Below are 26,219 nucleotides of genomic sequence, written 5' to 3' on the forward strand. Positions count from 1 at the left end.
ATCCAATAAAAAAGCCCTGTTCAACAGAGCTTTTTTATTTTCGGTTTTCTGCCATTTAGAAATCGTCATCCTCAGATGGATCACGATGTAAAGCATCATGAATCGCTTCGACCAGCTGCTGCGCGATTTCCTGCTTGGATGCTTTTTCCAGCTCGCGTTTTTCCATCTGGTAGGATTCAGCAAAGAATACGGTCATGGCATTTTCATCGGATGCAAAACCAATATCCTGACGAGATACATCGTTGCAGGCAATCATATCCAGCTTTTTCGCCACCAACTTGCCGGCTGCATATTCTTCAATATTACGGGTTTCTGCGGCAAAACCGACCATAAACGGACGTTTTTCCTGCTGGGCAATAGTTGCGACAATATCCGGGTTTTTGATTAGTGCCACGTTCAGCTCATCACCAGCTTTCTTGATTTTATGCTCAGCCACCTGTGCCACGCGGTAATCCGCCACCGCAGCTGTGGCGATAAAGATATCGCAGCCCTGTTCCAGCATGTGCATGCTTTCATCCAGCATTTTGACTGCTGAGGTCACATTCTTACGCTTCACACCATTTGGTGTATCCAGACTCACCGGTCCCGCGATCAGCGTTACATCTGCCCCTGCAGCATAACAGGCAGCAGCCAAAGCAAAGCCCATTTTCCCGGTACTGTGATTGGAAATATAACGTACCGGATCAATCGCTTCACGGGTTGGACCCGCAGTAATGGTGACGCGTTTTCCAGCGAGCAAACCAAATTTTTCAGCAATCGCACGCTGTGCCTTATGAAAATATTCCGTCACCTGACGTGCCAGTTCTTCCGGTTCCGGCATACGTCCCAGGCCAACATCACCACAAGCCTGTGAACCGACATCCGGCATGATTACATGCACGCCATCTTCAATCAGGGTTGCCAGATTACGCTGGGTCGGTTTGGCTGCCCACATCTGCTGGTTCATTGCCGGAGCCACCCAGACCGGCGCCTTGGTCGCCAAATACAAAGTGCTTAACAGATCATCCGCCAAGCCAGCCGCGAATTTTGCCAAAGTGTCACAACTGGCTGGTGCGACGAGTACCAGATCGGCCCAGCGTGCCAGCTCAATATGCCCCATGCCTGCTTCAGCTTCAGGATCAAGTAATTCTGTGTGTACCGGGTTACCAGATAAAGCCTGAAAAGTCAGCGGCGTAATAAAGGCCTGTGCGCCTTCAGTCATCACCACGCGGACATTAAATCCGGCATCCTTTAAACGGCGGACCAGAATTGCACTTTTATAAGCCGCAATGCCGCCCGTCACGGCTAAAATGATATTTTTATGAGGAATTACACTTACGTCAAAGCTCACAAACAGGCTACCTTTCTGTTGCAGTGGCGCTCACAATAGCATTAAATAAAGTCATACCCAAGAGAACCACTGAGCAGAAAAACGATAATTAATAATAAATAAGTCTAATAATCATGAATTTTTCAATTAAACACTGGCCAGAACAGGAACGGCCGCGCGAACGTTTACTTTTATCCGGCCCACAAAGTCTGTCTGATGCTGAACTGCTGGCGATTTTTCTACGTTCCGGTTCACAGCAGCATTCTGCCGTAGAACTGGCCCGCCTGCTCATTCAGCATTTTGGGCATCTCAGTACCTTGCTAGATGCTTCTTTACAGGAAATGAGCCAGTTTCATGGCATGGGTGTCAGTAAATTCACCCAGCTAATGGCCGTTAAGGAACTGGGACGGCGTTATATTGCCGAGCATCTTCGCCATGAAGCACTGGAACTGGATAACTCTCGCAAGCTGATGGACTATTTACGCTTTGAGTTACTCGGTGAATCTCAGGAAGTTTTTGCCGTACTCTGTCTGGATGCAGGATTAAGAAAAATCAGCTTTAAAAAAATGTTTTATGGTTCACTGAATGCCTGTGAGATTTCCATAAATCAACTATTACGGCATAGCATCTTGCAGCAGGCCACCTCGATTGTGATTGCCCATAATCACCCGCTAGGACAGCCACGACCTTCGCCAGCTGATTTGGAGCTGACCCGACAGATTTCCAGGGCCTGTCAGCTGGTCGAAATTAGATTAATTGACCACTGTATTATTGCCCGGGAAGGCAGTTTTTCCTTTGCTGAGCAGCAACTCATCAATACAGTGAATGCCTGAAGAATACAGCTTGACAAAGCTTAACTAAGTCATGAAGATCATGAAAAAAATTGTGATGATTCCAATAAATGATCGTACGTGACCAACCCAGTATCTTTAAAGTGCTATTTTCGTGGCGGGGAACGATTTTGCCGAAGGTGCTGCCACCTCTTGGCGTGGTCATGCTGATCTCCGCGATTGTCGGCGGACTCTCCTATGTCAACCTATTGCATCCACCACAATTACCACTGGTAGGTTTTACCCTGATCGGGGTCGTTCTGTCGATTTTCCTCGGTTTTAAAAACTCTGCAGCTTATGACCGCTGGTGGGAAGCGCGTAAACTTTGGGGGATTTTGATTGCCAATTCACGTCACTTTGACCGTGACTGCCGAATGCTGACCCAGGCACGCCGTGAACGGGTAATTCAGCATGTGATCTTGTTTGCCAATGTCCTGCGTGATCGTTTACGTCATCAAACCGCTAATCCGACCGAACTGGTGCAGACCAGTGGCATGAGCCAGCAAGCCTTACAGCAACTGTATCAGCAGGCCAATGCGCCGCAATACACACTCAGCCTGATTCAGTGGGAATTAATGCAGGCACTGAAAGAAGGTGAAATCTCGGACATCATTTATACCCAGATGAATCATCATGTGACTGAACTGAGTATCGTACAAACGGGTTGTGACCGGATTGCCACTACGCCACTACCATTTGCTTATTCAGTCCTGCTGAACCGGACTGTGTATTTCTTCTGTTTTATGTTGCCATTCAGTCTGGGTTCAACGCTTGGTGTCGCCACACCGTTACTGGTCGGAATTCTGGCTTATACTTTCTTGGGTCTGGATGCTCTAAGTTCGGAAATTGAAGAGCCTTTTGGTACGCAAAGCAATGACTTACCGCTGGATTCAATGGTAAGGACGATTGAAATTGAACTGCTGGGTACTTTGGGTAAACCGACACCACCACCTATTCAGGCGCATGATCATAATTTATTATAATTTCAATGCAATTCACCTGAATGTATCGATCGCATTCAGGTCACTCATCCAATTAAATACTTATAAAAAAGCACCGATGAACGGTGCTTTTTCTTTATAGATTCTGAACCTGCTGTTCGAGCAAATATTCTTCAGTACGCTTCATCGCTTCCTGAATATTAAACAGTGCAGTTTCTACATCTTTCAGGGTTTTGGCATTACCGCCACTCAAGGCTTGACGCCATTTACGTGCTCCTGGCAGGTTCTGGAACAGACCGAGAATATGGCGGGTAATAATGGAGAGTGGTGCACCTTCAGCCATGCGCTGGGCAATATAAGGCATCATTTGCTGCATGATGTCAAAACGGTCTGGTGCTTCGAGGTTCCATAACTGGCCCAGTTCAGCCAACAGGTATGGATTGTGATAAGCCTCGCGACCAATCATTACGCCATCGACATGTTTCAGGTGTTCCACAGTTTCGGCATAAGTCTTGATCCCGCCATTGATTTCAATGATCAGATCGGGACGATCCTGTTTCAGGCGATAGACATCTTCATAACGCAGCGGTGGAATTTCACGATTCTCTTTTGGAGACAGGCCTTGTAGTAAGGCAATCCGTGCATGCACGATAAAGTTGTTACAGCCCGTCTTTGCAACTGTATTCACAAAATGCAGCATCTCTTCATAAGACTGCATGTCATCAATCCCGATTCGGTGCTTTACCGTCACTGGAATATCCACGGCATTACGCATTTCAGCGATACATTCCGCCACCAGATCCGGTTCAGCCATCAGGCAAGCACCGATCTTGTTGTTCTGCACCCGGTCACTTGGACAGCCGACATTCAGGTTGACTTCATCATAGCCCCAGTCCTGTGCCATCTTGGTACAGGTTGCCAGTTCTTTGGGGTTGGAACCACCAAGTTGCAGCACTATCGGGTGTTCTTCCTGATTAAAGTCCAGATGACGTTTGGCATCACCATGAATAATGGCACCGGTAGTGACCATTTCAGTATAAAGGATGATATTCAGGTTAAACAGGCGTGCAAAAAAACGGTAATCCTTGGTGGTCCAGTCCATCATCGGCGCAACACTGATTCGTGGTTGAAGTTGTTGTTCAATGGTCTTGAGATCAGTCATTCAAAATCACGCCTTATTTCAGAAATGGAAGAGACCGCACCACAGCTATTTCGGTACGCGCTGCTGATGTGAGCATCAAGCCAGCAGAAGAGGGCGCAATATTAGCATAAAAATAAATGACCTTTCATGGATAGGGAGATTACTCGGGTAACAGTGCATTTCAGGCCAAAACTACAAAGTGTAAATAAGCATTCACATAGATACCGAACCCATAACAGATTTACTGATTTACTAAAAATGAAAAGTGTTTAATATGAAGGCAATAGGAGAAGAAAAGGAGAAGAAGAATGATGTTGCTGGAGGAGATTTTTAAGATAAATAAAGCACAGTTTTCAGACGGTTTTAATTTACGGATTCAACGTGCGCTCAGCTGGCTAAAAAAAGCGATTGAGCTAGAAAATGATCATGATCTGCAGTTTCTGAGTCTGTGGATCAGTCTGAATGCCCTGTATGGCAGAGAAACCGAAGAACCGCTACACCAGCAGGATCTGGAGCATTTTTTTCGGCAAATTTGCGCGCAAGATAAAGAGAAAAGAATCAGATTAATTTTATGGGAGCGTCATAGTGCGAGCCTGCAGGCGTTGCTGGACAATTCCTATATGACTCCGCATTTCTGGAATTATCAGCATGGCAAGATTAGTTTAACGGATTGTCGTGAAGCAGTAGGGCAGGAGCGGCAGGAGGCACAAGATGCCCTGGAACATCAAAAGGAACTGGATTTGTTGATTATTCTGTTCCATCGCCTGTCTACCTTGCATCAGCAAATCCAACAGGGTGGAGTGAGTTATGCCAGTGTGCTCAACCGTAAACAGATGCAGGACAGTTGTCTGCTGTTATCAGCATTACTACATGCTTTTCTGTATATTTTACTGGAAAGCGCGGGTGTAATTGATGGTGGCAAGCCATTTTATCCGGTGGTGCAAGTCCACTAATCAAGATTTTGCATTTGCTGCACGGGCTTGGTAGAGCTGGTCAATCAGAGCAAAGAAGCTGGCCGCCACAGCAAAACCCAGCCCGGTCAGGCAACTCATGCTCCAGCCTCCATGATGCCAGGCGTAGACCCCAGCAGCAGAACCGCAGGCCCCGCCAATAAAATACAAGGTCATATAAATCGAATTAATCCGGGACTTGGCATCAGGCCGTAGACGGAAAATGATGTTCTGGTTGCAACTATGCACCATGGCCAGACCTAAGTTAATCAGGGCATAGCCTAAGATATAACTGATCAGCGAAGTTTTGCCGAAATACAGAAATAGCCAGCTTCCTGCCAGAATCGAACAGCCAATCCAGGTCAGTAGTCGAATGTAGCCACGGTCGGCCCATTTACCAATCACCTGTGTAGACAAAGCCCCAAATACCCCAACCATGGTCACTATACCGACCATGACATCTGCCAGATTAAACGGGGGTTGGGTAAGCAACAGGGCAATGGTTGAGAATAAAATGCTCATTGAAGCAAAGGCAAAAGCACCGGTCCAGGAACGGAGTACCAGTCGAGGTTCTTCTGCCAGCAAACTGCCCATGGAGCGGAAAATACTGGAATAGTTGATGCGGAATTTGGGCAAGGTCGGTAACTGACCACGCAGATAAAGTCCCAGACTGAACATGGCGAGTGAACTTGCCACGTAGATCGCTTTCCAGTGAATCAGGTCGGATAGCAGTCCAGCAATACTGGTTGAGAGCAGAATTCCGACCAAAAGGCCACTCATCAAAAAGCCAACCACTTCACCGGTTTTTTCTGGTTTTACCGTCATAGCGGCGAGTGGAATTAATACCTGAGCTGCTACTGAAAATAGCCCGGCAATAATGGTTCCGACCCACAGCATTGGCAGATTAACCGCCGTAGCACAGAGCATCAAACCCAGCGCGGCACCGCACATCAGTGCAGGAATCAGCTTGGTCTTGTTCAGCATATCCCCGAGTGGAACAATAAATAGCAGACCGAGCGCATAAGAGACCTGGGCAAAGGTTACCGTCAGGGCAACTTCGGATTCAGGAACCTGATAATATTGTTGAATCGAAGCAATCAGCGGCTGACAATAATAGTTGGCACCTGCACAAAGCCCACAGGCAATCGCCATCAGCCAGAGCAACGGCTTATTTTGACTGATATCCAGTGCAGGGTTCATGACAGTGACCTTATGTGCAGAAAATAATTTTGGATGATGGCATCAAAACGATGCAAATGTTGCAGGCACTATAGGTCAAAACGAATTAAGTTAAAAGTAGAAAAATACAACAGAATTCTGCACATAGACCGCGCGGTAGCATCCGCTAAAGAACTGCTAAAGCTTGGCTGGCCTGTATTTGATCAATATTTTTCTTTTATGGATGGCCAAAATTAGATTGAACAAACGAGAAGAAAAAGTAGTCGCTTGAGGATTACTAACTCTATTATTTTTTTGCACAAATATGGTGCAATAAATGATAATTTGAGAACTTCAGAGGGTTTTGGATATTAATATAATAAATGACTCAGAAATTATTTTTTAACGATTACTATTGATTTTTTAGACCTGAGCTGAATAAGTCACAAGAGCTAATACAAAGCACTATGTGTGGTAAATAATTTAAAAATTTTATCAGTGGACAATGGAAAAAATATAGGAAAACAGCCTGTTCGGTAGATCATGATCCATATTCAAAATAGAATGTGATTTGTCAAAAATGTCAAAGAAGAAAAATACACTCAATAAAAGTGCCTAAAATGGGGTATTCTGGAGCTGTAGAAATGAGAATAAATGCGTCCGAAAAAAAGCAAGAACTGTCAGAATAATCAATGTAAGCCAAGGCAACAAAAACTAAGCTAGGTGGGAAACAGCAAGAATGAAAATTGGCTTCAATGGAATGATGATCGCTTATAAATTTAGTCAATCAAAAAATTAGAGCTGAACTTATAAATGTTATATGACAATCGTATTTTTATGAATCATCAGTTCAAAATATGGGTATTTATAAAATAAATATTGGGTAGTAATTTAAAACGGTTTGATTAGAATCCAAAAATTCAACAAAAACACATCCTGAGGGGAAACATCGTTATCGCGATGTTTACTTAAGAAAAAATTAGCTTGAGGGACGCTCATGCAGATCGGAATTCCAGCCGAAACTGTCGTCGGTGAAAATCGTGTCGCTGCGACACCTGAGACAGTAAAGAAATTGATCAGCGCTGGTCATAGCGTGGTGATCGAACGTGGTGCAGGGGTAAACGCTGCCTATATCGATAGTGCCTATGAACAGGTTGGTGCAACGCTTACGGATGATGCTTATACCGGTAGCCAGATTATTTTGAAGGTTCGTGCACCGAAGGGTGAGGAAATTCAAAAATTACCAGCTAATGCAACGGTTGTGGCGATGTTTGATCCATACCGCAATACCGAGCTTGACCAATTCGCGGCACAGAATGTGTCTGCATTTGCCTTGGAACTGTTGCCACGTACCTTGTCGCGTGCGCAAAACATGGATGTCCTGTCTTCTCAGGCCAACCTGGCAGGTTATAAATCTGTCCTGATTGCTGCGAATGAATATCAGCGCATGTTTCCAATGTTGATGACTGCCGCAGGTACAGTAAAACCGGCTCGTGTCGTGATCATGGGCGTTGGTGTAGCAGGTCTGCAAGCCATTGCAACGGCTAAACGTCTAGGTGCTGTAGTTGAAGCAACAGATTTGCGTCCGACTGCAAAAGACCAGGTGGAATCTTTGGGCGGTAAATGGCTTGACGTGCCAATGTCTGAAGAAGAAAAGCAGAAAGCTGCGGATGCTGCCAAAAATGGTTATGGCTGGATGCCAGGTGAACAGTACATCAAAGACCAAGCAGTGATCGTGGATAAAGCGGTTTCCAATGCCGATATCGTGATTACCACAGCATTGTTGCCAGGCCGTGATGCACCGCGTCTGATCCGTGCTGAAACCGTTGCCAAAATGAAACCGGGTTCAGTGATTCTGGATATGGCGGTGGAATCGGGCGGAAACGTGGAAGGTTCTAAATGCGGTGAAACAGTCGTGACTGAAAATGGCGTGAAGATTCTGGGTGTACCAAATATTCCGTCAACTGTAGCGACTGAAGCTTCTGCACTGTATGCACGTAACGTTTTGAACTTCGTAGAAACATTGTTTGATAGTGAAAAGAATTTTGCCATCAATCAGGAAGATGAAATTCAAAAAGCCCTACTCGTCACTCACGGCGGCCAAGTGCTGTTAAAGCGTGGTTAAGGAGAGTACTCATGGTTGAAACTATTACGATTTTTGTCCTTGCCATCTTTGTAGGTTACTACGTGGTGTGGGGTGTAACACCAGCTTTGCATACGCCGTTGATGGCAGTAACTAATGCCTTGTCTTCGATCATTATCGTAGGTGCGATGATTCAAACTGTTGGCCTACCAATGGTTGGTGTGGAAGGCAGTGTAGATTTCCAGAGCATTAACGTGGTGAGTGTACTGGGTGCAATTGCAGTATTCCTGGCAAGCATCAATATTTTCGGTGGCTTTGCCGTGACTGCACGCATGCTGGAAATGTTCAAACCAAAACAAAAGAAAAAAGAGGGCTAATCGATGGAATTCATTCGTGAATATGCAAATTGGTTCTACTTGATTGGTGCCATTCTTTTTATCTTGACGCTGCGTGGCTTGTCCGGTCCTAAAACTGCAATTGCGGGTAACCGTTACGGTATGATCGCGATGGCGATTGCGGTGATCACGACCTTCTTCGTTGCGGATAATCCAGTGATCTGGATGATTCTGGGCGCGATGGTATTGGGTGCGATCGTAGGTATTGCCCGTGCCAAAACTGTTCCAATGACACAGATGCCAGAAACTGTAGCATTGATGCACTCGCTGGTCGGTTTATCTGCAGTTTTGATTGCAGTAGCTGCGATTATCCACAACAACAAACTGGTTGAGCTGGGTCCAGACCTGTTGGCTGCAAACGGTGTCGTTTTCCATGAAATGAGCAAGGTCCATTTGTTCGAACTGTTCGTGGGCTGCTTCGTGGGTGCGATCACATTTACAGCGTCTGTATTTGCTTATGGCAAATTGGCTGCGAAGAAATGGGCGAAAACCATTTCGGGTGCATGGGTAAAACCGGTTCAGGCACTGATTTTTATTGCCATGCTGGCAGCAGGGATTCATTTCTTCCTGACTGGTAACATGACTTCGTTCTGGGCAATGACTGGCCTGGCGCTGGTATTCGGTTGGGTATGGATTGCACCGGTCGGTGGTGGTGATATGCCAGTGGTGGTATCGCTACTGAACTCATTCTCTGGATGGGCAGCAGCAGGTATCGGTTTTACCTTGGAAAACAACATGCTGATCGTTGCTGGTTCGCTGGTGGGTTCTTCAGGTGCGATTCTGTCTTACATCATGTGTAAGGCGATGAACCGTTCGATCATCAATGTATTGTTTGGTGGCGCAATGGGCGGTGCAGCAGCTGCCAGTGCTGCTGCAGGCGAACAGGTACAGCGTAACCATCGTTCTGGTTCTGCAGATGATGCGGGCTTCCTGATGTCAAATGCGGATAGCGTGATCATCGTACCAGGTTATGGTATGGCGCAAGGTCGTGCACAGAATGCAGTAAAAGAACTGGCGAACCTGTTAAAAGAGCAGGGCGTGACTGTACGCTTCGCGATTCACCCGGTTGCGGGTCGTATGCCTGGTCACATGAATGTGTTACTGGCAGAAGCGGATGTGCCGTATGAAGACATTCTGGAAATGGATGAGATTAACTCTGACTTCCCGGCAACAGATGTAGTCTTAGTGATCGGTGCGAACGACGTGGTAAACCCGGCTGCGAAAGACGATCCAAACTCACCAATTTACGGTATGCCAATTCTGGAAGCTCATAAGGCACGTACCATCCTGGTGATCAAGCGTTCTATGGCAACCGGTTATGCGGGTCTGGATAACGATCTGTTCTATAACGACAAGACCATGATGATCTTCGGTGATGCCAAGAAAGTTGTGGAAGACATGACCAAAGCGATTAATGGTACAGGTCACTGAGTTATAAAATCTCCCCTAACCCCTCTCTTTGTAAAAGAGGGGAACTCACAGAGATTAAAAATAAAAACCACCTTCGGGTGGTTTTTTTATTGTTCTTTTTTTGTGCAGAAAAAAGCCTATTAATGAATCAAAAATATCTATTTATTATGTGAATTTGCATTATCTTCTTGATAAGAATTTGACCTAATTCTCAATATATTGTTTCTATAAATCATTTTAAATATTTATAAAGTATATGGCACTGTTCTTGCTATTTCCCCTTTAAGAAAATAAGGGGAATCAGATGATAAGAACAAAATATTGGGGGCTATTGCTGGGGTTATTGAGTTTGCCTGTTTTTGCAGCTGAACCGGCAGAAATGGCAAAAAATATCCAGGAAATCCGCATCTCGCTAGACAGTGTCTGGGTAGTGATGGGCGGTATTTTGGTGTTCTTCATGCAGGCCGGTTTTGCGCTGATTGAGAGTGGCTCGGTCAGAAGTAAAAATAGCGTGAATGTTTTAATGAAAAATTACATGGATGCCTGCCTGGGTGGCGTAGTGTTCTGGGCGATTGGGTTTGGCTTGATGTTTGGGGTAAACCACAGTGGCTGGATTGGTCTGTCGCATTTCGCACCGGATCAGCTGGATAGCTGGAGCTGGAACTTGCTGTTCTTCCAAATGATGTTTGCCGCAACTGCAACCACGATTGCCAGTGGTGCGATGGCAGAACGGATTCACTTTGTGGCCTATGTGGTAAGTGCAGCTTTTGTGAGTGGTCTGATTTATCCGGTATTTGGCAGCTGGGCATGGGGCAGCCTGTTTGAAGGTGAAGGCTGGCTGAAAGCTATGGGCTTTATTGACTTTGCCGGTTCAACAGTAGTGCATTCAATTGGTGGCTGGGTGGCACTGGCAGGCATTATTGTTTTAGGTCCACGTCTGGGGCGTTTTGGTCGTAACGGCCAGGTACATTTCTTGCCAGGGCATAACCTGCCTTTAATCGCCTTAGGTGGCTTCATTCTGTGGCTGGCATGGTTTGGTTTTAATGCCGCTTCAACGGTTAATGCGGATGTCAGCATTGGTCGTATCGCCTTAAATACCCATCTGGCAGCCTGTGCAGCGGCAGTCGCTTATATGTTATTTGCTTTGATGCGCCGTAAAGCCATTCTGATTAGAACTACGATCAATGCTTCGCTTGGGGGGCTGGTCGGGATTACGGCCGGCTGTGCCACCATGAGCCCAGTGTATGCGGTACTCACCGGTCTGATTGCGGGCTTAATGGTGAGTGTACTGCCAGCTGTGCTGGAAAAATTCAAAGTAGATGATGTCGTCGATGCGGTAACCGTACATGGTTTTTGTGGAGCATGGGGCACGCTCGCTGCCGGCATCTTTTATGAAAGCAAAATGTTTGATAGCAGCATCATTATGATTCAGGCACTCGGTGTAGGGGCAGGCTTCATCTGGGGCTTTGGTGTGGCATTTGTGGTGTTCAAAGTACTGCACCTTATGCTCGGTGGTTTGCGTGTCAGTCCGCAGCATGAGCAACGTGGTCTGGACTATACCGAACATGCGGAATTGTCTTATCCGGAATTCCAGCGTGATGTCACTTTTGAAACTGACAACATTACTCAACGACATTAATAAACAGGGGGAAACGATATGAGTGCAGAAGTGCTTAATCTGGAGCAACGCAAGCAAGCTATCCAGCGTGGACTCCAGCAGTATTTTCATGGATCCCACCTGGAGCAGATCGTGGGCTATTGGGAGCAGGAATATAGTGAACAGCCGGCTTTTGTATTGAATCGTTTCCTCAGTGAAATCTGTACCACGGATGAGTTAAAGCAAAACCGTAAGGATATGCTGAAACAGGTACTGTATGAACTGACTCTGGTCGAGAAAGGTGAATTACTCCAAGCGAAGAAAGTTGAGACAGTTTCACTGAATCAGATGGCTCAATATCAGGCCTATCAGGATTTTACTGAAAATGTATTAGCACAAGTCCAGGCTGCAGACCGCAAAGATTTCTTGTTGGAGCTTGCCCAACAGCTGGTTAAAGATCAGGTCTTGATGCAGGCAAGCCTTCAACCGGGTATGGATTTATTGAGTTGTGTACCTTCCAAGCTGTATGACAAAGCTATTACCAGCCTGTATCAGGTGTTTTGCGATTTTTATGGGCCACTGCGTAGCGATCAGATCTATTCACAGGCCAAGAATTTGGTGAAACAGAAACATCCGGAAGCTGATCTGCATTACCTGCTTTAACAGACCTTTAAAAATTCAGGCAATAAAAAAGCGACCGCTACAGGTCGCTTTTTTTCAATCTGGGCTTATTAAGCGACAGAGTCAGCGGGAGCGCTGCTCCACAGGCTTTCCAGATCATAGAATTTACGTGCGGTTGGTAGCATGCAGTGTACAACCACAAAGCCGAGATCAAGCAGGATCCATTCAGCATCGCGTTCGCCTTCGATACCAAGCGGACGGAAGCCAGCTTTACGTGCTTCTTCAGCAACGTTGTCAGCAAGAGATTTAATATGACGGGTAGAGGTACCGCTTGCAATGACCATGGCATCAGCAACATTGCTCATACCACTAACGTCAAGAACCACAATATCTTTGGCCTTGACATCTTCAAGTGCGTTTTGCACAACTTGTAAGCAGTTTTGTACAGTCTCGGAGTGAGATTTCATAGTAAGATCGTGAGAATTAGAAGCGCTGGGCGATGGTTCTAAATTCATGAGGGATGTAATTTCCTAACAATTATGCATTGTCTAATATAGCGGTTTTGCCCCGAAATTTCAAATCAGCGGATTGTGCAATATGTAAGCAATTTAAAATAAACGATCTTTCCACGCAAAAGAAGCACTGGACTGATTTGATGGGCGATATTCCGCAGCCACATAGCCCTGATACGGACTATTCTCCAACCATTGGAAGATTTCGGCATAATTGATGGAGCCTGTGCCGGGTTCATGCCGCCCTGGATTGTCCGCGAACTGGATATGACCAATCTGCTCGATATTTTCTTTTAAGGCACCGAGTACATCTTCCCCCATCATGGCCATATGGTAACAGTCATATTGCATTTTCAGGGCAGGGTGATTGACTGCTTCTAGCATTTCCTGTGCCTGAGCGACATTTTGTACCAGAAAACGTGGCATATCGGTGCCATTAATCATTTCAAAAACCGGCTGAATGCCAAAATCTGAAAGCATGGAGCAGGCCATTTTCAGGTTATCTGCCAGTGTTTTCAGGCAAGGCAGCAGGTCGCAATACAGGGGTTGTTTACCTGCCAGAATATTGACGCTTGGCACTTTGAGTGCAGTGGCGTATTCAATGGCCTGTTGCATGGCCTGATGAAATTCAATTTCCTTCCCAGGAATACCTGCCAGTCCATGACCACCTTGCATCAGGTCACCAGCTGGAACATTGATCAGGCATAGGCTGAGTTGATAGTGATTGAGCTGCTCCTGAATCTGGGCAATGCTAAGCTCATAAGGAAACTGGATTTCTACATGATCAAAGCCATGCTGACGGGCAAGGGCAAAACGCTCCAGCAGTGGAACTTCCGTAAAGATCATGGATAAGTTAACTGCGAGTTTTAACATGTAAAGCTCCTTGCACCGTCTTTAAAATAGAAAAAATAAAATTATTCAACGTGTTGAATCACTGTGGCCAGATCAGCTTCGGCATAACCTTCTGCCTGATGGGCTTTGAGTTGAGACAAAGCCTGTGAAGCTACGGGGATATTTAAGTTGTGTGTTGCCGCCAGTTGTACCGCATTGTTTAAATCTTTGGATAAAGTCTGCACTTTCCATTGCACTGGTTCAAAGGTATGGGTTGCCATACGTGGTGCCAGAATCTGGAAAGGTTTGGAGTCGGCAAAACCACCCGCGAGTGCAGGTGCCAGCAGGGTAGTATCAACACCGGCACGACTAGCTAAAGCGACGGCTTCGGCAATCAGGGTACTATTCGCTGCGACAATCAACTGGTTACAGATTTTTGTGGCCTGACCAGTGCCTGATTCTCCCATACGAGTGACACGTTGCGATAAAACCTCATAAACAGGTTTTAAGGCGGTAATGGTCTGTTCATTACCACCAGCAAAAATCACCAGCGTACCCAGTTCGGCACCAGCAGTACCTCCAGACACCGGAGAATCAATCCAGATAACCTGTTTTGCTTGGGCACGTTGTGCTAGTTCTAGTGTTTGCTGTACCGATAGGCTGGAGAAATCCACAATCACTTGCTGTGCGGTCAGATAAGGTTCAATCTGCTCATACACTGCTTTGACTGCTGTATCATCAGCTAGACAGGTCAGAATGACAGGATAATCTGCAATTTGATCCAGCTTTAATAACTGAGCACCTTGTGCAAGTAAAGGATCACAGGCACTTATTGTGCGGTTCCAGACTGCAACTTCAAAACCGGCTTGAATCAAACGGCTCGCCATACGGCTACCCATTAGGCCCATACCCAGAAACGCGATTTTGGTGTTTTGGTCAAATTGCATGATATTCCCTAATTTCTATGATGCTCTTGAACTTAATTAAACTGGCGTGGCTGGAACTGCACCTCAGGATTTTTGTCCTTTTTACGTGCCAGCTGGCTGTTTTTACCTAACAGTAATTTGAACTGCCAGATTTTTTCCATACGCAGTGACTTGTTTGGTTTGTGTTCCATGGCATCCAGCACATATTTGGAGGCCATCAGCGCATCTGGTGATCGTTGCAGCATTTCTTCTGCCAGTGCTTGAGCTTTTATCAATGGCTGTTCATCGAGATGAGTAACCAGGCCAATTTGTTTGGCATAGTTGCCATCAAAAATACGTGCAGTCAGGGTCAGTTCCTTAGCCAGATCCAGTCCAATCAGACCTTTAAGTGATCGACTGAGTCCCATATCCGGCACCAGACCCCAGCGGCTTTCCATAATCGACATTTTGGTTTCTGGATGAACCACACGAATGTCAGCCGCCAATGCCAGTTGCATGCCGGCACCAAAGCAATAGCCTTCTAAAACTGCAATCACCGGAACGGGTAATTCCTGCCAGATCAGAAAGGCTTTCTGGAACAGGCTTTGACCCGGACGTAGCAGTTCCCATGCCGCATAGGCACGGTTTTTCGGATTGTTCAGGTCGGCCAGATCAATTCCGGCACTAAATACCTGGGCTTCACCAGTCAGAATGACACAGCGAATGGATTTATCTTTCTTGATTTTCTTTGCAGTCGCAACCAGCTCACGCAGCAATGCAAAGCTCATTGCATTACGTTTGTCAGGACGGTTTAAAGTAACCGTAGCAATTCCATTATTTTTTTCTAAATGAACCAGTGACATGACTTAACCCTTCATTTTTATCGCCCTGAGCATAGCATGAGCGCCGTATCGCATGCATGACAGCAAAGTCACGCTTTGTGATTGTCCTTGTCTTGTTCCTTAGATCATATGTTTGTTCAGAATCTGCTGTGCGGCATGTTCGACCTGTTCGATCACGGCTTTCAGCTCATCAAACCGTTTTAGCACTTCTTGGACAAAAGCATCATCTGCTTTCCGACGTTCTTTACGTAGAGTTGAAACAAACTGTTCAAAACTGCCCGTCACCTGTTGCAGGTTTGGCGTGCCGACATAACGGGTTGCGCCGTAGAGACGGTGCAGCACATGTTCCAGTTGAGGGAAATCTTCCATTTCAATCAGCTGTTCCATTTCATCCAGTTCGGTTTCAAAACTGTCCACCAGCATTTTTAGTAAATCTACCGCAAGATCTTCTTTATTGGCGGCCAGCTGTAGACTTTGCTGCCAGTCCAGAATACTACTGTCCAGGGCATCGATGACATTGGCACGCTCCAGCATTGGTGCCTTACGGAAGTTTTCGGTGGTCCAATGGGTCAGAATTTGGATGATCTGCTCGATTTGAATCGGCTTGGTGACATAGTCATCCATGCCACCTTGCAGCAGTTTTTGCTTCTCGTCGGAGAGGGCGTGTGCTGTTAAGGCAATAATTGGCAGGCGCTTGTGATTTTCAAAGGTCGATTCCAGTGAACGGATCGCACGGGTGGTGTCCATGCCGGACATGACTGGCATCTGGATGTCCATAAATACCAGATCAAATGCTGGCAGGCCCTGTTCATGTCGTTGCTGGATAATATCAATCGCCTCTTGGCCGCTGGTGGCTTTGGTGGTGGTGACATTTAGCTCGCCGAGTAGGGCTTCTAGTACGATTAGGTTCGGCAAATGGTCATCCACTGCCAAGACATGCAGGCCCTGACCATTAAAGTCTTCATGTACATCCTGCTCAAATACTGGCTGATTCGACAGCAGCTGAAGCAGGGCACTGCGACTCAGTGGCTGGTGCAGGGCACGGGCACGGTATTCATTCAGCATGTTTGGATCCAGCTGCATCTGGTAGCCATACACCGCCAGATTACCTGAATAACGGGTGCGGATTTCCTGCAACAAGGCTTCACTGTCACCGCTGTGGTCGACGATTAACCAGGTATTTTCAGTCGTGCCTTTCAGGTGATTGAGTCGGCTAAACAGATCCAGAATCGAGGCACATTCCGTATGCTTGACCTGATAGTTTTCCAAATAGTGACGCAGCACATTCGCGGTTGCAGGATGGGCCAGATAAGACACCACGGTCAGGTTGTTAAAGTCTGGATGTTCGATGACGTCATCTTCATTGACCATAAACTGCGCAGTAAACCAGAAGGTCGAACCTTTTTCGGTTGGTGCACGTTCCTGATTATCCTCAAAACCAATCTGCCCCTGCATCAGGTGCACCAGCTGTTTGGAGATCGCTAAGCCTAAGCCGGTCCCCCCGAATTGACGGGTCACTGAAGTATCCCCTTGCGAGAAGGACTCAAACAGTTTCTTGCGGTCGGTGCCACTCAGACCAATACCGCTATCCTGGACGCTAAAATGCAGCAGGCATTGCCCGATATCATCATGCTCCATACGCACGCGCACGATGATTTCACCATCCGGGGTAAACTTGATCGCATTGGAAATCAGGTTGGTCAGAATCTGCTTGAAACGTAGCACATCACCAATCACATGCTTTGGCACGTGATCCGCATAGTAGAAGGCCATATCGATATGTTTTTGCGCTGCCAGCGGTGAGAGCATGTCCATCACATCGAAAATGGCTTCTTCCAGATCAAAAGGCGCAGTTTCTAATTCTAATTTACCAGCATCAATCTTGGAGAAATCCAGGACATCGTTAATCAGTGCCAGTAGGTGAGCCGAAGACTTACGGATGGTCTGTAAGTATAAATTTTGTTCGTTGCTGAGATTGCCCTGACGCAGCAACAGATGGATAAAGCCATCAATACTGTTCAGCGGAGTACGCAATTCATGGGAAATATTGGCCAGAAATACCGACTTGGCCTGGTTGGCAGAGATTGCCTGATCCCGTGCCTGACGGTAAGTAATGTTCTGGACTTCTAAGGTATCCAAGGTACGGCGTAAATCATCTTCGGTCTGTTCGGTATGTTCTTTCAGTTCCAGAAAGCTGAAATGCAGACGTTTCACCACATTGGCAATGTCGCGCTGTAACAGGCGTAGCTCACCGGTACTGTTGATGACCATATGCTGATCCAGGTTATCTGCATTCAGGCGTTGCAACTGCATGCGGATTTCATACATTGGTGCAATCCAGCGACGCGAATAGAAATTCAGACACAGCAGCAGTAATAGTAGTGTCAGTAGGCCGGTGGCAATCAGTACGATCATGACGCGATAGCGGGCGATTTCCAGTGGCTGGTTGTCCAGTTCGATTGCTAGCCAACCTAGATTGCCCATATTGTCATTAATCCGGACCGCAAAAATATGGTTATCCTGATGCAGGATCGGTCCGATAAAGGAGCCTTCCTGCTTGAGCTTTGGCCAGGGTTCCTGATCCTGAAAGCCGATGCCGAGCCGGTTTCTGCCTTGGTTATCCAGAAGGGCAGCACGAATCAGATGCTTTTCATTCAGCATGTTTTGCAAAGCATCATGGGCCTGTTCATATTGCCATGGTGCATAATTGACAATATTCATGGCAGATTCGGCAGTGGCCTGGAAACGGGTCAGGATGGCAATGGCCATCTGCTTTTGCTGGGCGCGTGAAGCGTTGGAAGTTTCTGTCAAAACCAATGCTGCCCCTACACAGGCCAAAATCGCAATGGGCACAAAGATCATGGCAATCAGCTGACCATAGGCGTGATTTAAGTGTAGGCGTTTAAACAGCTTTTTATTGATATTTGACATAAGACAAGCAGTATTTTCCTTATGTTTCGCATATTAGCATGCTTTAAATCGGCAGTTAAAATTTCAGCAATCTTTTTTCAGAAAAAAGCGGCTTAGTCTTTTTATATAAAAAATAGTGAATTAGATAGCATAGAAAATGCTAAGGAATTTTTTTGAGAATATTGTGTATAAGTTGATCAATGAAATAGGATTAATTCTTAAAAAATTGAATAATAAAATATTGATGCCAAAAATATTTTTAATTTTTTGCATGTGTCGACCGAGTTTTATCCAGTTTTCTGCAAAAGGTCGGGGAAATGGGTGCAGGAAAATGTAAATTTTCATACAATACTTGCACCTCGACATAGGTGCAGATAATGAGTAATACCACCCCTGATTTTCAAGCTGACGAATTTTTACTAGACCACTATGTAGGCAAAACGCCGCTGGTGCGTTTACAGCGTCTGGCTAGTCACACTCAAGCGACAGTGTTAGCAAAGCTCGAAGGCAATAACCCTGCAGGTTCGGTGAAAGACCGCCCAGCCTACAACATGATCATGCAAGCGGAAAAGCGCGGCCAGATCAAGCCGGGCGATACCTTGATTGAGGCGACGAGTGGGAATACAGGGATTGCCTTGGCTATGGTTGCAGCGATGCGCGGCTATAAAATGAAGTTGATCATGCCGGATAACATGAGCCAGGAACGTAAGGACGCGATGCGTGCTTATGGCGCTGAACTGATTGAAGTGACCAAAGAGCAGGGTATGGAAGGTGCACGTGATCTGGCCCTGCAAATGGAAAAAGAAGGTAAAGGTCTGGTGCTGAACCAGTTCGGTAATCCGGACAATGTGGAAGCGCATTACCTGACTACGGGGCCGGAAATCTGGCAACAGACTGGCGGCAAGATCACCCATTTTGTCAGCTCAATGGGTACCACAGGCACTATCATGGGTGTATCCAAATACCTGAAAGAAATGAATCCGGATATCCAGATTGTGGGTTTGCAACCGTCTGACGGTTCAAGCATTGCCGGGATCCGTCGCTGGCCGGAAGAATATCTGCCAACCATTTTCGACCGCAGTCGTGTCGATCGTATTATAGACATCCCACAGATTGAAGCAGAACGTACCATGCGTAAGCTGGCACAGAAAGAAGGGATTAGTGCCGGGACTTCATCTGGCGGTGCGGTATGGGCATCGATCAAATTGGCAGAAGAAAATCCGGGTGCAGTGATCGTGTGTATTATTTGTGACCGCGGTGACCGTTATCTGTCTACCGGGTTATTCTCTGTCCAAGATCCTGAATAATTTCCGAGAACAATTAGATGCGTTTGCCTGTTTTAACGTTTGATATCGAAACCCAGACTGATTTGAAGTCAGGCGCGCATCTGTTCGGTCTGGATCTGCCTGAAGAAAGCCTGGATCAGGCCTTGACCAAATTACGCCGTCAGGAGTCGGGTTCAGACTTTCAGCGTTTGCCGCTGCATGAAATTGTCTGTATTTCCGGCCTGTGGGTAGACGAGCAGGGCATGAAGCTGTTCTCCTTTAGCCGGGAACAGCATTCAGAAGCGGAAATTTTAAGAAAATTTTTATCGATTTTCGACAAGCGTCATCCAACGCTGGTCAGCTGGAATGGCTCACAATTTGATCTTCCGGTCATTCTGTACCGTTCCATGTATCATGGCCTGTCTGCGCCAAGCCTATTCGATCAGGGCGAAATTGATACGCAAAAGCGCTATAATAACTACCAGAATCGTTACCACCAGCGTCATATTGACCTGATGGATGTGATGGCCATGTTTCATGCCCGTCATTTCCAGAAACTGGATGATGTGGCACATTTGCTCGGTTATCCTGGCAAGCGCGGTGATGGCGGCTACCATGTGCCCGAATATGTCCGTAACCAAGAATGGCTCAAGCTGACCAGCTATTGCGAAGGTGATGTGCTGAATACCTGGCTGGTCTATATTCGCTGGCTGTTGCTAAAGGGACAGTTATTGCTGCCTGATTACCAACACTTGGTGCAAAGTACGATTCAATATCTGCAGACACAGCCGCAACATGCAGATTTTTTATCAGTCTGGCGTGAAACCTCACAACGAACTGAATTTACCCGTTTTGATTTTCCCATCTCCACATAGGTTTTCATGAAACATCGAGCTCAACCACGGCCCAAGCAGCATCCCGAGTATATTTTCAAGGTTGAGTCACTATCGCACGAGGGACGTGGCATTGCTCACTATGGTTCGCATCCGGACCATCCTGCCGAAAAGCACGGCAAAAAAGTCTTTATCCGTTATGCATTGCCGGGCGAAACTGTTCGCGCCCGCATTACCCGTGAAGTAAAGAAGCTGGAAGAAGCTGATTCGCTTGAATTACTGAGCGAAGCCTCCACTATTCGGGTAGAGCCAGTCTGTCCGCATTTTGGGATCTGTGGCGGTTGCAGCATGCAGCACATTGACCCGGATGCACAGATTGAGCTGAAGCAGAATGTACTGAAATCACATCTGGAACATTTTGCCGGCATCCAGCCGGATGAATGGCTGCCACCGCTTCGTTCATTGCGTGAAGATTACCGTCGCAAGGCACGCATTGGCGTCCGTTATTTACCAAGCAAAGACAAGCTGGTGGTAGGTTTCCGGGAAAGTCAGAGCAATAAGCTGACCTCAATTGATCGCTGTATGATCCTCGATCGTGAGTTTGGATCAGTTACACGCCTTAAACAATTGCTCCAAAGTCTAAATGGTAAGGCAGACATTGGTCATATAGAATTGGCGATGGGGGATCAGGAAATTGCGCTGGTGGTTCGTGAAACAGCAACTTTAGCGGAACAGGATGTCAACCTTTTACGTGATTTTGCGTTAAAGAAAGGATGGCAGCTGTATCTCCAGCCGGCAGGGCAGCATCAGCTTCGCCGGGTGGATCAGCCACAGTTGCCAGCACGTTTACACTATCGTCTGGATGAGTTTGATGTTGAATTTGGCTTTGATCCGCTAGATTTTACCCAAGTGAATTCCACTGTGAACCCGCAAATGGTACGTCTGGCATGTGATTTGCTACAACTACAACCAGGAGAAAGCGTTCTGGATCTGTTTTGTGGATTAGGAAACTTTTCTTTGCCGCTTGCGCGCTGTGTTGGTGCGAGTGGAAAAGTGGTTGGTGTTGAAGGTAGTGAGGAAATGGTGCAGCGTGGTGCAGAAAATGCCAGACTGAATGGTATTGCACACCTTTCATTCTATGCTCAAGACCTTACCCAAGATTTTTCGCATCATTCCTGGGCAAATCAGGGCTTTGACGCGTTGCTGATTGATCCTCCGCGTTCCGGCGCAGCAGAAGTCATGCAATATGTGCCGAAGTTTGGTGCTAAAAGAATCGTTTATGTATCATGTAATCCTGCGACTCTAGCCAGAGATGCCGGCTTGCTGGTACAACAGGGATATCGCCTCAGTAAGGCAGGTGTGATGGACATGTTCACCCACACCGGTCATGTTGAATCGATTGCCCTGTTCGAACAAGAAAATTAAATAAACGATTAAAGAGATGATGTATATAAAAGTAGGAGAGTGGCATGGTCACAGTGCGTGAACAATTACCTGGCCGACTAAATGAGTTGTCTCAGGAAACGACTGTAGAGCATGCCGATCAAGCCCAACAGGATCTGACCGAATGGCTGGATCGTGTGCGTGGCATTTTAGATGGGGCTCCACTGAAGCAGCTCGAAGAAGTTGCCCATTTGACATTAGAAAAAGAGCTAGAAACCACGGTTCAACATCGTTCCAATACCTTCTATACGGGTATTGAAATGGCAGATATTCTGGCGCACCTGCATGTGGATGAGGATACCTTGTCCGCAGCCATGCTATATCGTTCGGTACGTGAAGGGGTGACTTCGCTGCAGGAAGTGCAGGAAAAATTCGGCGATCAGGTACATGCCTTGGTCAAAGGTACCCTGTCGATGGGTAAACTTTCTGAATTGATTGAGAACAACAAGCGCCTGGAAGACCATTTCAATAATAACCAACGGGAACATCTCACCGGCATTTATAAAATGCTGATCTCGGTGACGGAAGATGTCCGTGTCGTGCTGATCAAACTGGCGGAACGTACCTATGCACTGCGTGAACTGGCGAAATCACCACGGGATCGTCAGGAGCGTGTGGCACGCGAGATTCTAACCATCTACTCGCCACTGGCACACCGTTTGGGTATTGCCCAGCTGAAATGGGAGCTGGAAGATCTGGCTTTCCGTTACCTGGCACCAGAACGCTATAAAGAAATCGCGTCATTGCTGAATGAAAAGCGTTTGGAGCGTGAACAGTACATTCAGTTTGTGATTGAAAAACTGCGTACTGAGCTGGCACAAAACGGCATTGAGGCCGAGATCAGCGGCCGGGTTAAACACATTTATTCGATTTATCGAAAAATGAAGAGTAAAAACCTGAGTTTTGACCAGCTCTATGATATCCGTGCCGTTCGTGTACTGGTGAATTCAGTACCTGAGTGTTATCACACTCTCGGGATTGTGCATCAGATTTGGCGTCATATTCCGCACCAGTTCGATGACTATATTACCAACCCGAAAGCCAATGGTTATCGCTCGCTGCATACTGCAGTCATTGCAGAAAACAAATCGCTGGAAGTGCAAATCCGTACCCATGCCATGCATGAGGAGGCGGAGCTAGGCGTATGTTCGCACTTCAACTATAAGGAAGGTGCGAAAACTACCGACCATTCCTTCAATCATCGTTTGCATTCCCTACGTGCGGTACTGGAGCATTACCAGGAGCGTAATGAGGCTAGTGCGCATAAAGAGGAAGAAGCGGAAGCTGAGAATCTTGAACAGATTCAGGATTTTGAAGGCTTTGAAAAAATCTATGTATTCAGCCGTGATGGTGATATCAAGGAACTACCACGTGGTTCAACGGTTCTGGATTTTGCCTATCACGTACATACCGAAGTTGGGAACAAGTGCTATGCAGCACGCGTGAACCAGCGTTATGTGCCGCTGACCTATACCCTGAAAACCGGTGAGCAGGTCGAGATTCTGACCAAGAAAGACCGTGAGCCAAACCGTGACTGGCTGGTGAACTCGCTTGGTTATATCAAGACAGCCCGTGCACGTGACAAACTGCGTCACTGGTTCCGTCAGCAGGATCGTAGCAAGAATCTGGAAGTGGGGCGTGAAATTCTCAATAAAGAACTTTCACGTCTGGCGATTCACCCGAAATCAATCGATTTGGGAGATTATTGCAGCCACTTCAATGTTAAAACCGGTGAAGATATCCTGATTGGTCTGGTCAATGGGGATATCAGCCTGCATGCCCTGATTAATCAGGTGAATCGTCATATGCATCTGGATCAGGATGAGCCTGAGCTGGTGTTGAAGCCAGCGCTGAATCCACGTGCCAGTCATACACTTTCTGCACATGGTATCCTGATTGATGGTCTGGATAATGTGGAACTACATGTCGCTCAATGCTGTCAGCCAGTACATGGTGAGTCTATTGCGGGTTATATCACGCTAAATCGTGGGGTGAGCATCCATAAGGTGGCTTGTCCGGATTATGTGCGTATGATTTCGCAGGAACCAGAACGTGCGGTAGAAGCGGATTGGGAAATGCAGCCGACCCGTGGTCAAAGCGTACAGATTGTGGTGGAAGCTTATGACCGCCGTGGCCTGTTGAAAGACTTGACCCAGGTGATCTTCGCCGATCAGATCAATATCCGTCAGGTGAATACCATTTCCGAAGCGGATGGTATTGCCAATATGAAACTGCTGATCGAAGTTAAAGGTTTGGCACAGTTGTCCAAGCTGCTGGCACGTTTGGAACAGCAGCCGGGTATTATCAGTGCCCGTCGTTTGGTGCAAGGTAGTTAATTGTACTGATCGATTTGCCTAGAAAAAGCTCACCCTAGATTGGCGGGCTTTTTTATTTAGAGCATGTGAATAAGAAAGAGAATTCAAGCTATCCTAAAAATTCACTTATAGTTATTTGATAATATGCAATATATTTTTTGTTGGAAAATAATAACCAATGGTATAATTTGCCTCATTTAAAAATTGAAAGTTTTCTTGAAATAATTTTCATACGGTGAGGGTAGGCATATATGATCAGACTTCACATGTCTGACCTGATACAGAGTCAGGCAAACACGACATATCCTGCCTTGGAAAAAATTCCCGCTATGCAGCGCCGTCGATTATCTGCAATTGCAAAAATCGCGCTGAATAGTGCGATCCAAGCACTAGAAGGTCAAAGCGTCGACTATATTATTTGGGTATCTCAATATGGCGATGAGCACAAAACCCTTAGTATCTTGAATGATGTCCTGCAGGACCAAACCCCATCACCGACCCAGTTTTCTACTTCTGTGCATAATGCCATTTCAGGACTGTATTCAATTCTGTGTCAGGATGCGACCCCAGCGACTAGTCTGGCAGGGTCATGGAATGATGCCTTGGTTGAGGCCTATGCCTGGTTAAAAACTTGCCAGAACCAAAATGTACGGGTGCTTGTGGTATATTATGATGAGCCTCTACCGGTGATCTATCGTGATTTTCAGGTATTCGATGCCTTTTCCATGGCGGCTGTCTTGTCTTTGAATCAACCCAATCTTGAAATTGATCTTTCCCAATATTCCGCACCTGCTTACTATTTTCAGGAAGCACAGACTTTTCAGGCTTTCTGGCAGGGTTCAGAGCACAGCAAACTTGCGTGGCAAAAATGTTGAAATTGCAGCAGATTAAACAAAAAGCCAATTATGTCTGGCGTGTTGGTGCGACAGGCTTTAGTTTCGCCAGTTTTGGGATAGGCGGAATTGCGATTGGTAGCCTGCTTGCTCCAATTATTAAACTGACAGAACAGGACCCTGAGTTACGCCAGCAAAAGACCCAGCAGCTGATCAAGTACAGCTTTAAGGGCTTTACGGAAATGATGGTCAAGCTGGGTATCATGACCTATGAAGTCGAAGGGCTGGAAAAGCTGGAACATAGTCATCAGGAACTAGTGATTGCTAATCATCCAACCCTAATTGATGTGGTGGTGCTGATCGGGTTGATGGAACGCGCCAACTGTGTGGTCAAGCAGGCACTTTGGGCGAACCCGTTTACTAAGGGACCGGTGCAGAACGCCGGTTATATCCTGAATGCAGGATCGGAGCAGTTCATTCAGGATTGTGTCAGCCGTCTGCAAGAAGACCGAGCTGCTTCTTTGCTAATTTTTCCGGAAGGCACACGTACTGCCAAAGGTCAATTATTGAATGACTTTCAGCGTGGAGCTGCTAATATTGCGCTCCGTGCCCATGTGCCTATTCGTCCAGTGATGATTAGCTGTACGCCGTCGACATTGACCAAAAATGAAAAGTGGTATCACATTCCATCAGAACCTTTTCATATCAAGGTTCGGGTACTGGATGCCTTAGAGATTGATGAGCTGATTGATGATGTTTCTGTGAATCAGAAAAATGTCCGTCACCTGAGTCAAAAATTACAGCAGTTTTTTAACCAAGAGTTATTGAAAAATGAGCAATCTTGCTGATGAATTAAAGCAAATGATTATTGATGTTCTCGCGCTTGAATACATCACAGTGGATGATATTGAAACCGAAGCGCCTTTGTTCGGAGATGGTCTGGGACTCGACTCAATTGATGCTCTCGAACTCGGTTTGGCGCTGAAAAAACGTTATAACATTCACTTGAATGCGGAATCAGCTGAGACCAAACAGCATTTCCAATCAATTCAAAGCCTGGTTGCTTTGGTTGAAGCACAACAGACAGCATAAGAG

General features: G+C 46.4%; 23 protein-coding genes. 15 read left to right on the forward strand and 8 right to left on the reverse strand.

Annotated elements, in window-relative coordinates; translation table 11 throughout:
- Window positions 1-55: 55 nt before the first annotated feature.
- Window positions 56-1,330 (reverse strand): bifunctional phosphopantothenoylcysteine decarboxylase/phosphopantothenate--cysteine ligase CoaBC, encoded by a 1,275-nt coding sequence (gene coaBC, locus ABEF84_RS02840; protein WP_034583135.1) that lies wholly within the window; start codon window positions 1,328-1,330, stop codon window positions 56-58.
- A gap of 113 nt (window positions 1,331-1,443) precedes the next feature.
- Between coaBC and radC the strand changes: the two genes are divergently transcribed.
- Complete coding sequence (radC, locus tag ABEF84_RS02845; RefSeq protein WP_034583137.1) at window positions 1,444-2,142, forward strand: DNA repair protein RadC; 699 nt, start codon at window positions 1,444-1,446, stop codon at window positions 2,140-2,142.
- A gap of 68 nt (window positions 2,143-2,210) precedes the next feature.
- Window positions 2,211-3,122, forward strand: a complete 912-nt coding sequence (locus tag ABEF84_RS02850) for a bestrophin family protein (RefSeq protein ID WP_034583139.1) — start codon at window positions 2,211-2,213, stop codon at window positions 3,120-3,122.
- Window positions 3,123-3,216: 94 nt separating this feature from the next.
- Here the strand turns inward: ABEF84_RS02850 and dusA are convergent, their stop codons facing one another.
- Entirely contained in the window at window positions 3,217-4,242 is a 1,026-nt protein-coding gene (gene dusA / locus ABEF84_RS02855; RefSeq protein WP_034588780.1) for a tRNA dihydrouridine(20/20a) synthase DusA, read from the reverse strand.
- 287 nt (window positions 4,243-4,529) lie between these two features.
- Between dusA and ABEF84_RS02860 the strand changes: the two genes are divergently transcribed.
- Entirely contained in the window at window positions 4,530-5,174 is a 645-nt protein-coding gene (locus ABEF84_RS02860; protein ID WP_034588778.1) for a HEPN domain-containing protein, read from the forward strand.
- On the opposite strand, the gene ABEF84_RS02865 is transcribed toward ABEF84_RS02860, so the two are convergent.
- Window positions 5,175-6,371 carry an MFS transporter gene (locus ABEF84_RS02865; protein WP_347453568.1) on the reverse strand — a complete coding sequence of 399 codons (1,197 nt, stop codon included), beginning with the start codon at window positions 6,369-6,371 and terminating at the stop codon, window positions 5,175-5,177.
- Window positions 6,372-7,326: 955 nt separating this feature from the next.
- Here ABEF84_RS02865 and ABEF84_RS02870 point away from each other — a divergent pair.
- The 5 genes from ABEF84_RS02870 to ABEF84_RS02890 all read left to right on the forward strand — a co-directional run bounded on the left by ABEF84_RS02870 (window position 7,327) and on the right by ABEF84_RS02890 (window position 12,477).
- A complete protein-coding gene (locus ABEF84_RS02870; RefSeq protein ID WP_034588773.1) occupies window positions 7,327-8,454 on the forward strand; it encodes a Re/Si-specific NAD(P)(+) transhydrogenase subunit alpha in 1,128 nt (375 codons plus the stop codon).
- Window positions 8,455-8,465: 11 nt separating this feature from the next.
- Window positions 8,466-8,789, forward strand: coding sequence for a proton-translocating transhydrogenase family protein (locus ABEF84_RS02875; protein ID WP_166326537.1), 324 nt, complete (start codon window positions 8,466-8,468; stop codon window positions 8,787-8,789).
- A gap of 3 nt (window positions 8,790-8,792) precedes the next feature.
- Window positions 8,793-10,238 (forward strand): NAD(P)(+) transhydrogenase (Re/Si-specific) subunit beta, encoded by a 1,446-nt coding sequence (locus ABEF84_RS02880; RefSeq protein ID WP_347453569.1) that lies wholly within the window; start codon window positions 8,793-8,795, stop codon window positions 10,236-10,238.
- Window positions 10,239-10,521: 283 nt separating this feature from the next.
- Window positions 10,522-11,856, forward strand: a complete 1,335-nt coding sequence (locus ABEF84_RS02885; RefSeq protein ID WP_347453570.1) for an ammonium transporter — start codon at window positions 10,522-10,524, stop codon at window positions 11,854-11,856.
- An 18-nt stretch (window positions 11,857-11,874) separates the two neighbouring features.
- Window positions 11,875-12,477: a hypothetical protein gene (locus ABEF84_RS02890; RefSeq protein WP_034588765.1), complete on the forward strand. Its 603-nt coding sequence runs from the start codon at window positions 11,875-11,877 to the stop codon at window positions 12,475-12,477.
- A 68-nt stretch (window positions 12,478-12,545) separates the two neighbouring features.
- Here the strand turns inward: ABEF84_RS02890 and rsfS are convergent, their stop codons facing one another.
- The 5 genes from rsfS to ABEF84_RS02915 form a co-directional block, all read right to left on the reverse strand.
- Window positions 12,546-12,950 carry a ribosome silencing factor gene (gene rsfS, locus ABEF84_RS02895; RefSeq protein ID WP_034589013.1) on the reverse strand — a complete coding sequence of 135 codons (405 nt, stop codon included), beginning with the start codon at window positions 12,948-12,950 and terminating at the stop codon, window positions 12,546-12,548.
- A gap of 93 nt (window positions 12,951-13,043) precedes the next feature.
- On the reverse strand, window positions 13,044-13,820 hold the full coding sequence (locus ABEF84_RS02900; protein WP_034589011.1) for a hydroxypyruvate isomerase family protein: 777 nt from the start codon (window positions 13,818-13,820) through the stop codon (window positions 13,044-13,046).
- A 41-nt stretch (window positions 13,821-13,861) separates the two neighbouring features.
- The gene (locus tag ABEF84_RS02905) at window positions 13,862-14,725 is read right to left on the reverse strand and encodes an NAD(P)-dependent oxidoreductase (RefSeq protein WP_347453571.1); all 864 of its coding nucleotides are present in this window, start codon (window positions 14,723-14,725) and stop codon (window positions 13,862-13,864) included.
- Between the two features lie 32 nt (window positions 14,726-14,757).
- Window positions 14,758-15,546, reverse strand: coding sequence for a crotonase/enoyl-CoA hydratase family protein (locus ABEF84_RS02910; RefSeq protein WP_347453572.1), 789 nt, complete (start codon window positions 15,544-15,546; stop codon window positions 14,758-14,760).
- A 99-nt stretch (window positions 15,547-15,645) separates the two neighbouring features.
- The gene (locus ABEF84_RS02915; protein WP_347453573.1) at window positions 15,646-18,456 is read right to left on the reverse strand and encodes an ATP-binding protein; all 2,811 of its coding nucleotides are present in this window, start codon (window positions 18,454-18,456) and stop codon (window positions 15,646-15,648) included.
- A 356-nt stretch (window positions 18,457-18,812) separates the two neighbouring features.
- Here ABEF84_RS02915 and cysM point away from each other — a divergent pair, with 356 nt between their 5' ends.
- The 7 genes from cysM to ABEF84_RS02950 all read left to right on the forward strand — a co-directional run bounded on the left by cysM (window position 18,813) and on the right by ABEF84_RS02950 (window position 26,216).
- Window positions 18,813-19,742 (forward strand): cysteine synthase CysM, encoded by a 930-nt coding sequence (gene cysM / locus ABEF84_RS02920; protein ID WP_347453574.1) that lies wholly within the window; start codon window positions 18,813-18,815, stop codon window positions 19,740-19,742.
- 17 nt (window positions 19,743-19,759) lie between these two features.
- On the forward strand, window positions 19,760-20,575 hold the full coding sequence (locus ABEF84_RS02925; RefSeq protein ID WP_034588995.1) for a 3'-5' exonuclease: 816 nt from the start codon (window positions 19,760-19,762) through the stop codon (window positions 20,573-20,575).
- Window positions 20,576-20,581: 6 nt separating this feature from the next.
- Entirely contained in the window at window positions 20,582-21,958 is a 1,377-nt protein-coding gene (gene rlmD, locus ABEF84_RS02930; protein ID WP_347453575.1) for a 23S rRNA (uracil(1939)-C(5))-methyltransferase RlmD, read from the forward strand.
- A gap of 44 nt (window positions 21,959-22,002) precedes the next feature.
- A complete protein-coding gene (locus tag ABEF84_RS02935) occupies window positions 22,003-24,312 on the forward strand; it encodes a bifunctional (p)ppGpp synthetase/guanosine-3',5'-bis(diphosphate) 3'-pyrophosphohydrolase (protein WP_034588993.1) in 2,310 nt (769 codons plus the stop codon).
- 230 nt (window positions 24,313-24,542) lie between these two features.
- Entirely contained in the window at window positions 24,543-25,166 is a 624-nt protein-coding gene (locus ABEF84_RS02940; RefSeq protein ID WP_034588990.1) for a beta-ketoacyl synthase chain length factor, read from the forward strand.
- Window positions 25,160-25,972 (forward strand): 1-acyl-sn-glycerol-3-phosphate acyltransferase, encoded by an 813-nt coding sequence (locus ABEF84_RS02945; RefSeq protein ID WP_034589017.1) that lies wholly within the window; start codon window positions 25,160-25,162, stop codon window positions 25,970-25,972. The genes ABEF84_RS02940 and ABEF84_RS02945 overlap by 7 nt, the downstream gene beginning before the upstream one ends.
- On the forward strand, window positions 25,956-26,216 hold the full coding sequence (locus ABEF84_RS02950) for a phosphopantetheine-binding protein (RefSeq protein WP_034588987.1): 261 nt from the start codon (window positions 25,956-25,958) through the stop codon (window positions 26,214-26,216). Before ABEF84_RS02945 ends, ABEF84_RS02950 begins: the two co-directional genes overlap by 17 nt.
- Window positions 26,217-26,219: the final 3 nt, after the last annotated feature.

The organism is Acinetobacter sp. ANC 7912, from assembly GCF_039862785.1.
In the GTDB taxonomy this organism is placed as follows: Bacteria; Pseudomonadota; Gammaproteobacteria; order Pseudomonadales; family Moraxellaceae; genus Acinetobacter; species Acinetobacter thermotolerans.

What these genes read in the sequence shown, in the direction of transcription:
- cysM (WP_347453574.1), top strand. Translation starts at nt 18,813, where the DNA reads ATGAGTAATACCACCCCTGATTTTCAAGCTGACGAATTTTTACTAGAC.
- ABEF84_RS02875 (WP_166326537.1), top strand. Translation starts at nt 8,466, where the DNA reads ATGGTTGAAACTATTACGATTTTTGTCCTTGCCATCTTTGTAGGTTAC.
- ABEF84_RS02915 (WP_347453573.1), bottom strand. Translation starts at nt 18,456, where the DNA reads ATGTCAAATATCAATAAAAAGCTGTTTAAACGCCTACACTTAAATCAC.
- ABEF84_RS02910 (WP_347453572.1), bottom strand. Translation starts at nt 15,546, where the DNA reads ATGTCACTGGTTCATTTAGAAAAAAATAATGGAATTGCTACGGTTACT.
- rsfS (WP_034589013.1), bottom strand. Translation starts at nt 12,950, where the DNA reads ATGAATTTAGAACCATCGCCCAGCGCTTCTAATTCTCACGATCTTACT.
- ABEF84_RS02870 (WP_034588773.1), top strand. Translation starts at nt 7,327, where the DNA reads ATGCAGATCGGAATTCCAGCCGAAACTGTCGTCGGTGAAAATCGTGTC.
- ABEF84_RS02945 (WP_034589017.1), top strand. Translation starts at nt 25,160, where the DNA reads ATGTTGAAATTGCAGCAGATTAAACAAAAAGCCAATTATGTCTGGCGT.
- ABEF84_RS02905 (WP_347453571.1), bottom strand. Translation starts at nt 14,725, where the DNA reads ATGCAATTTGACCAAAACACCAAAATCGCGTTTCTGGGTATGGGCCTA.
- ABEF84_RS02890 (WP_034588765.1), top strand. Translation starts at nt 11,875, where the DNA reads ATGAGTGCAGAAGTGCTTAATCTGGAGCAACGCAAGCAAGCTATCCAG.
- ABEF84_RS02935 (WP_034588993.1), top strand. Translation starts at nt 22,003, where the DNA reads ATGGTCACAGTGCGTGAACAATTACCTGGCCGACTAAATGAGTTGTCT.
- ABEF84_RS02900 (WP_034589011.1), bottom strand. Translation starts at nt 13,820, where the DNA reads ATGTTAAAACTCGCAGTTAACTTATCCATGATCTTTACGGAAGTTCCA.
- dusA (WP_034588780.1), bottom strand. Translation starts at nt 4,242, where the DNA reads ATGACTGATCTCAAGACCATTGAACAACAACTTCAACCACGAATCAGT.
- ABEF84_RS02885 (WP_347453570.1), top strand. Translation starts at nt 10,522, where the DNA reads ATGATAAGAACAAAATATTGGGGGCTATTGCTGGGGTTATTGAGTTTG.
- ABEF84_RS02950 (WP_034588987.1), top strand. Translation starts at nt 25,956, where the DNA reads ATGAGCAATCTTGCTGATGAATTAAAGCAAATGATTATTGATGTTCTC.
- ABEF84_RS02860 (WP_034588778.1), top strand. Translation starts at nt 4,530, where the DNA reads ATGATGTTGCTGGAGGAGATTTTTAAGATAAATAAAGCACAGTTTTCA.
- ABEF84_RS02925 (WP_034588995.1), top strand. Translation starts at nt 19,760, where the DNA reads ATGCGTTTGCCTGTTTTAACGTTTGATATCGAAACCCAGACTGATTTG.
- radC (WP_034583137.1), top strand. Translation starts at nt 1,444, where the DNA reads ATGAATTTTTCAATTAAACACTGGCCAGAACAGGAACGGCCGCGCGAA.
- ABEF84_RS02940 (WP_034588990.1), top strand. Translation starts at nt 24,543, where the DNA reads ATGATCAGACTTCACATGTCTGACCTGATACAGAGTCAGGCAAACACG.
- rlmD (WP_347453575.1), top strand. Translation starts at nt 20,582, where the DNA reads ATGAAACATCGAGCTCAACCACGGCCCAAGCAGCATCCCGAGTATATT.
- ABEF84_RS02880 (WP_347453569.1), top strand. Translation starts at nt 8,793, where the DNA reads ATGGAATTCATTCGTGAATATGCAAATTGGTTCTACTTGATTGGTGCC.
- ABEF84_RS02850 (WP_034583139.1), top strand. Translation starts at nt 2,211, where the DNA reads ATGATCGTACGTGACCAACCCAGTATCTTTAAAGTGCTATTTTCGTGG.
- ABEF84_RS02865 (WP_347453568.1), bottom strand. Translation starts at nt 6,371, where the DNA reads ATGAACCCTGCACTGGATATCAGTCAAAATAAGCCGTTGCTCTGGCTG.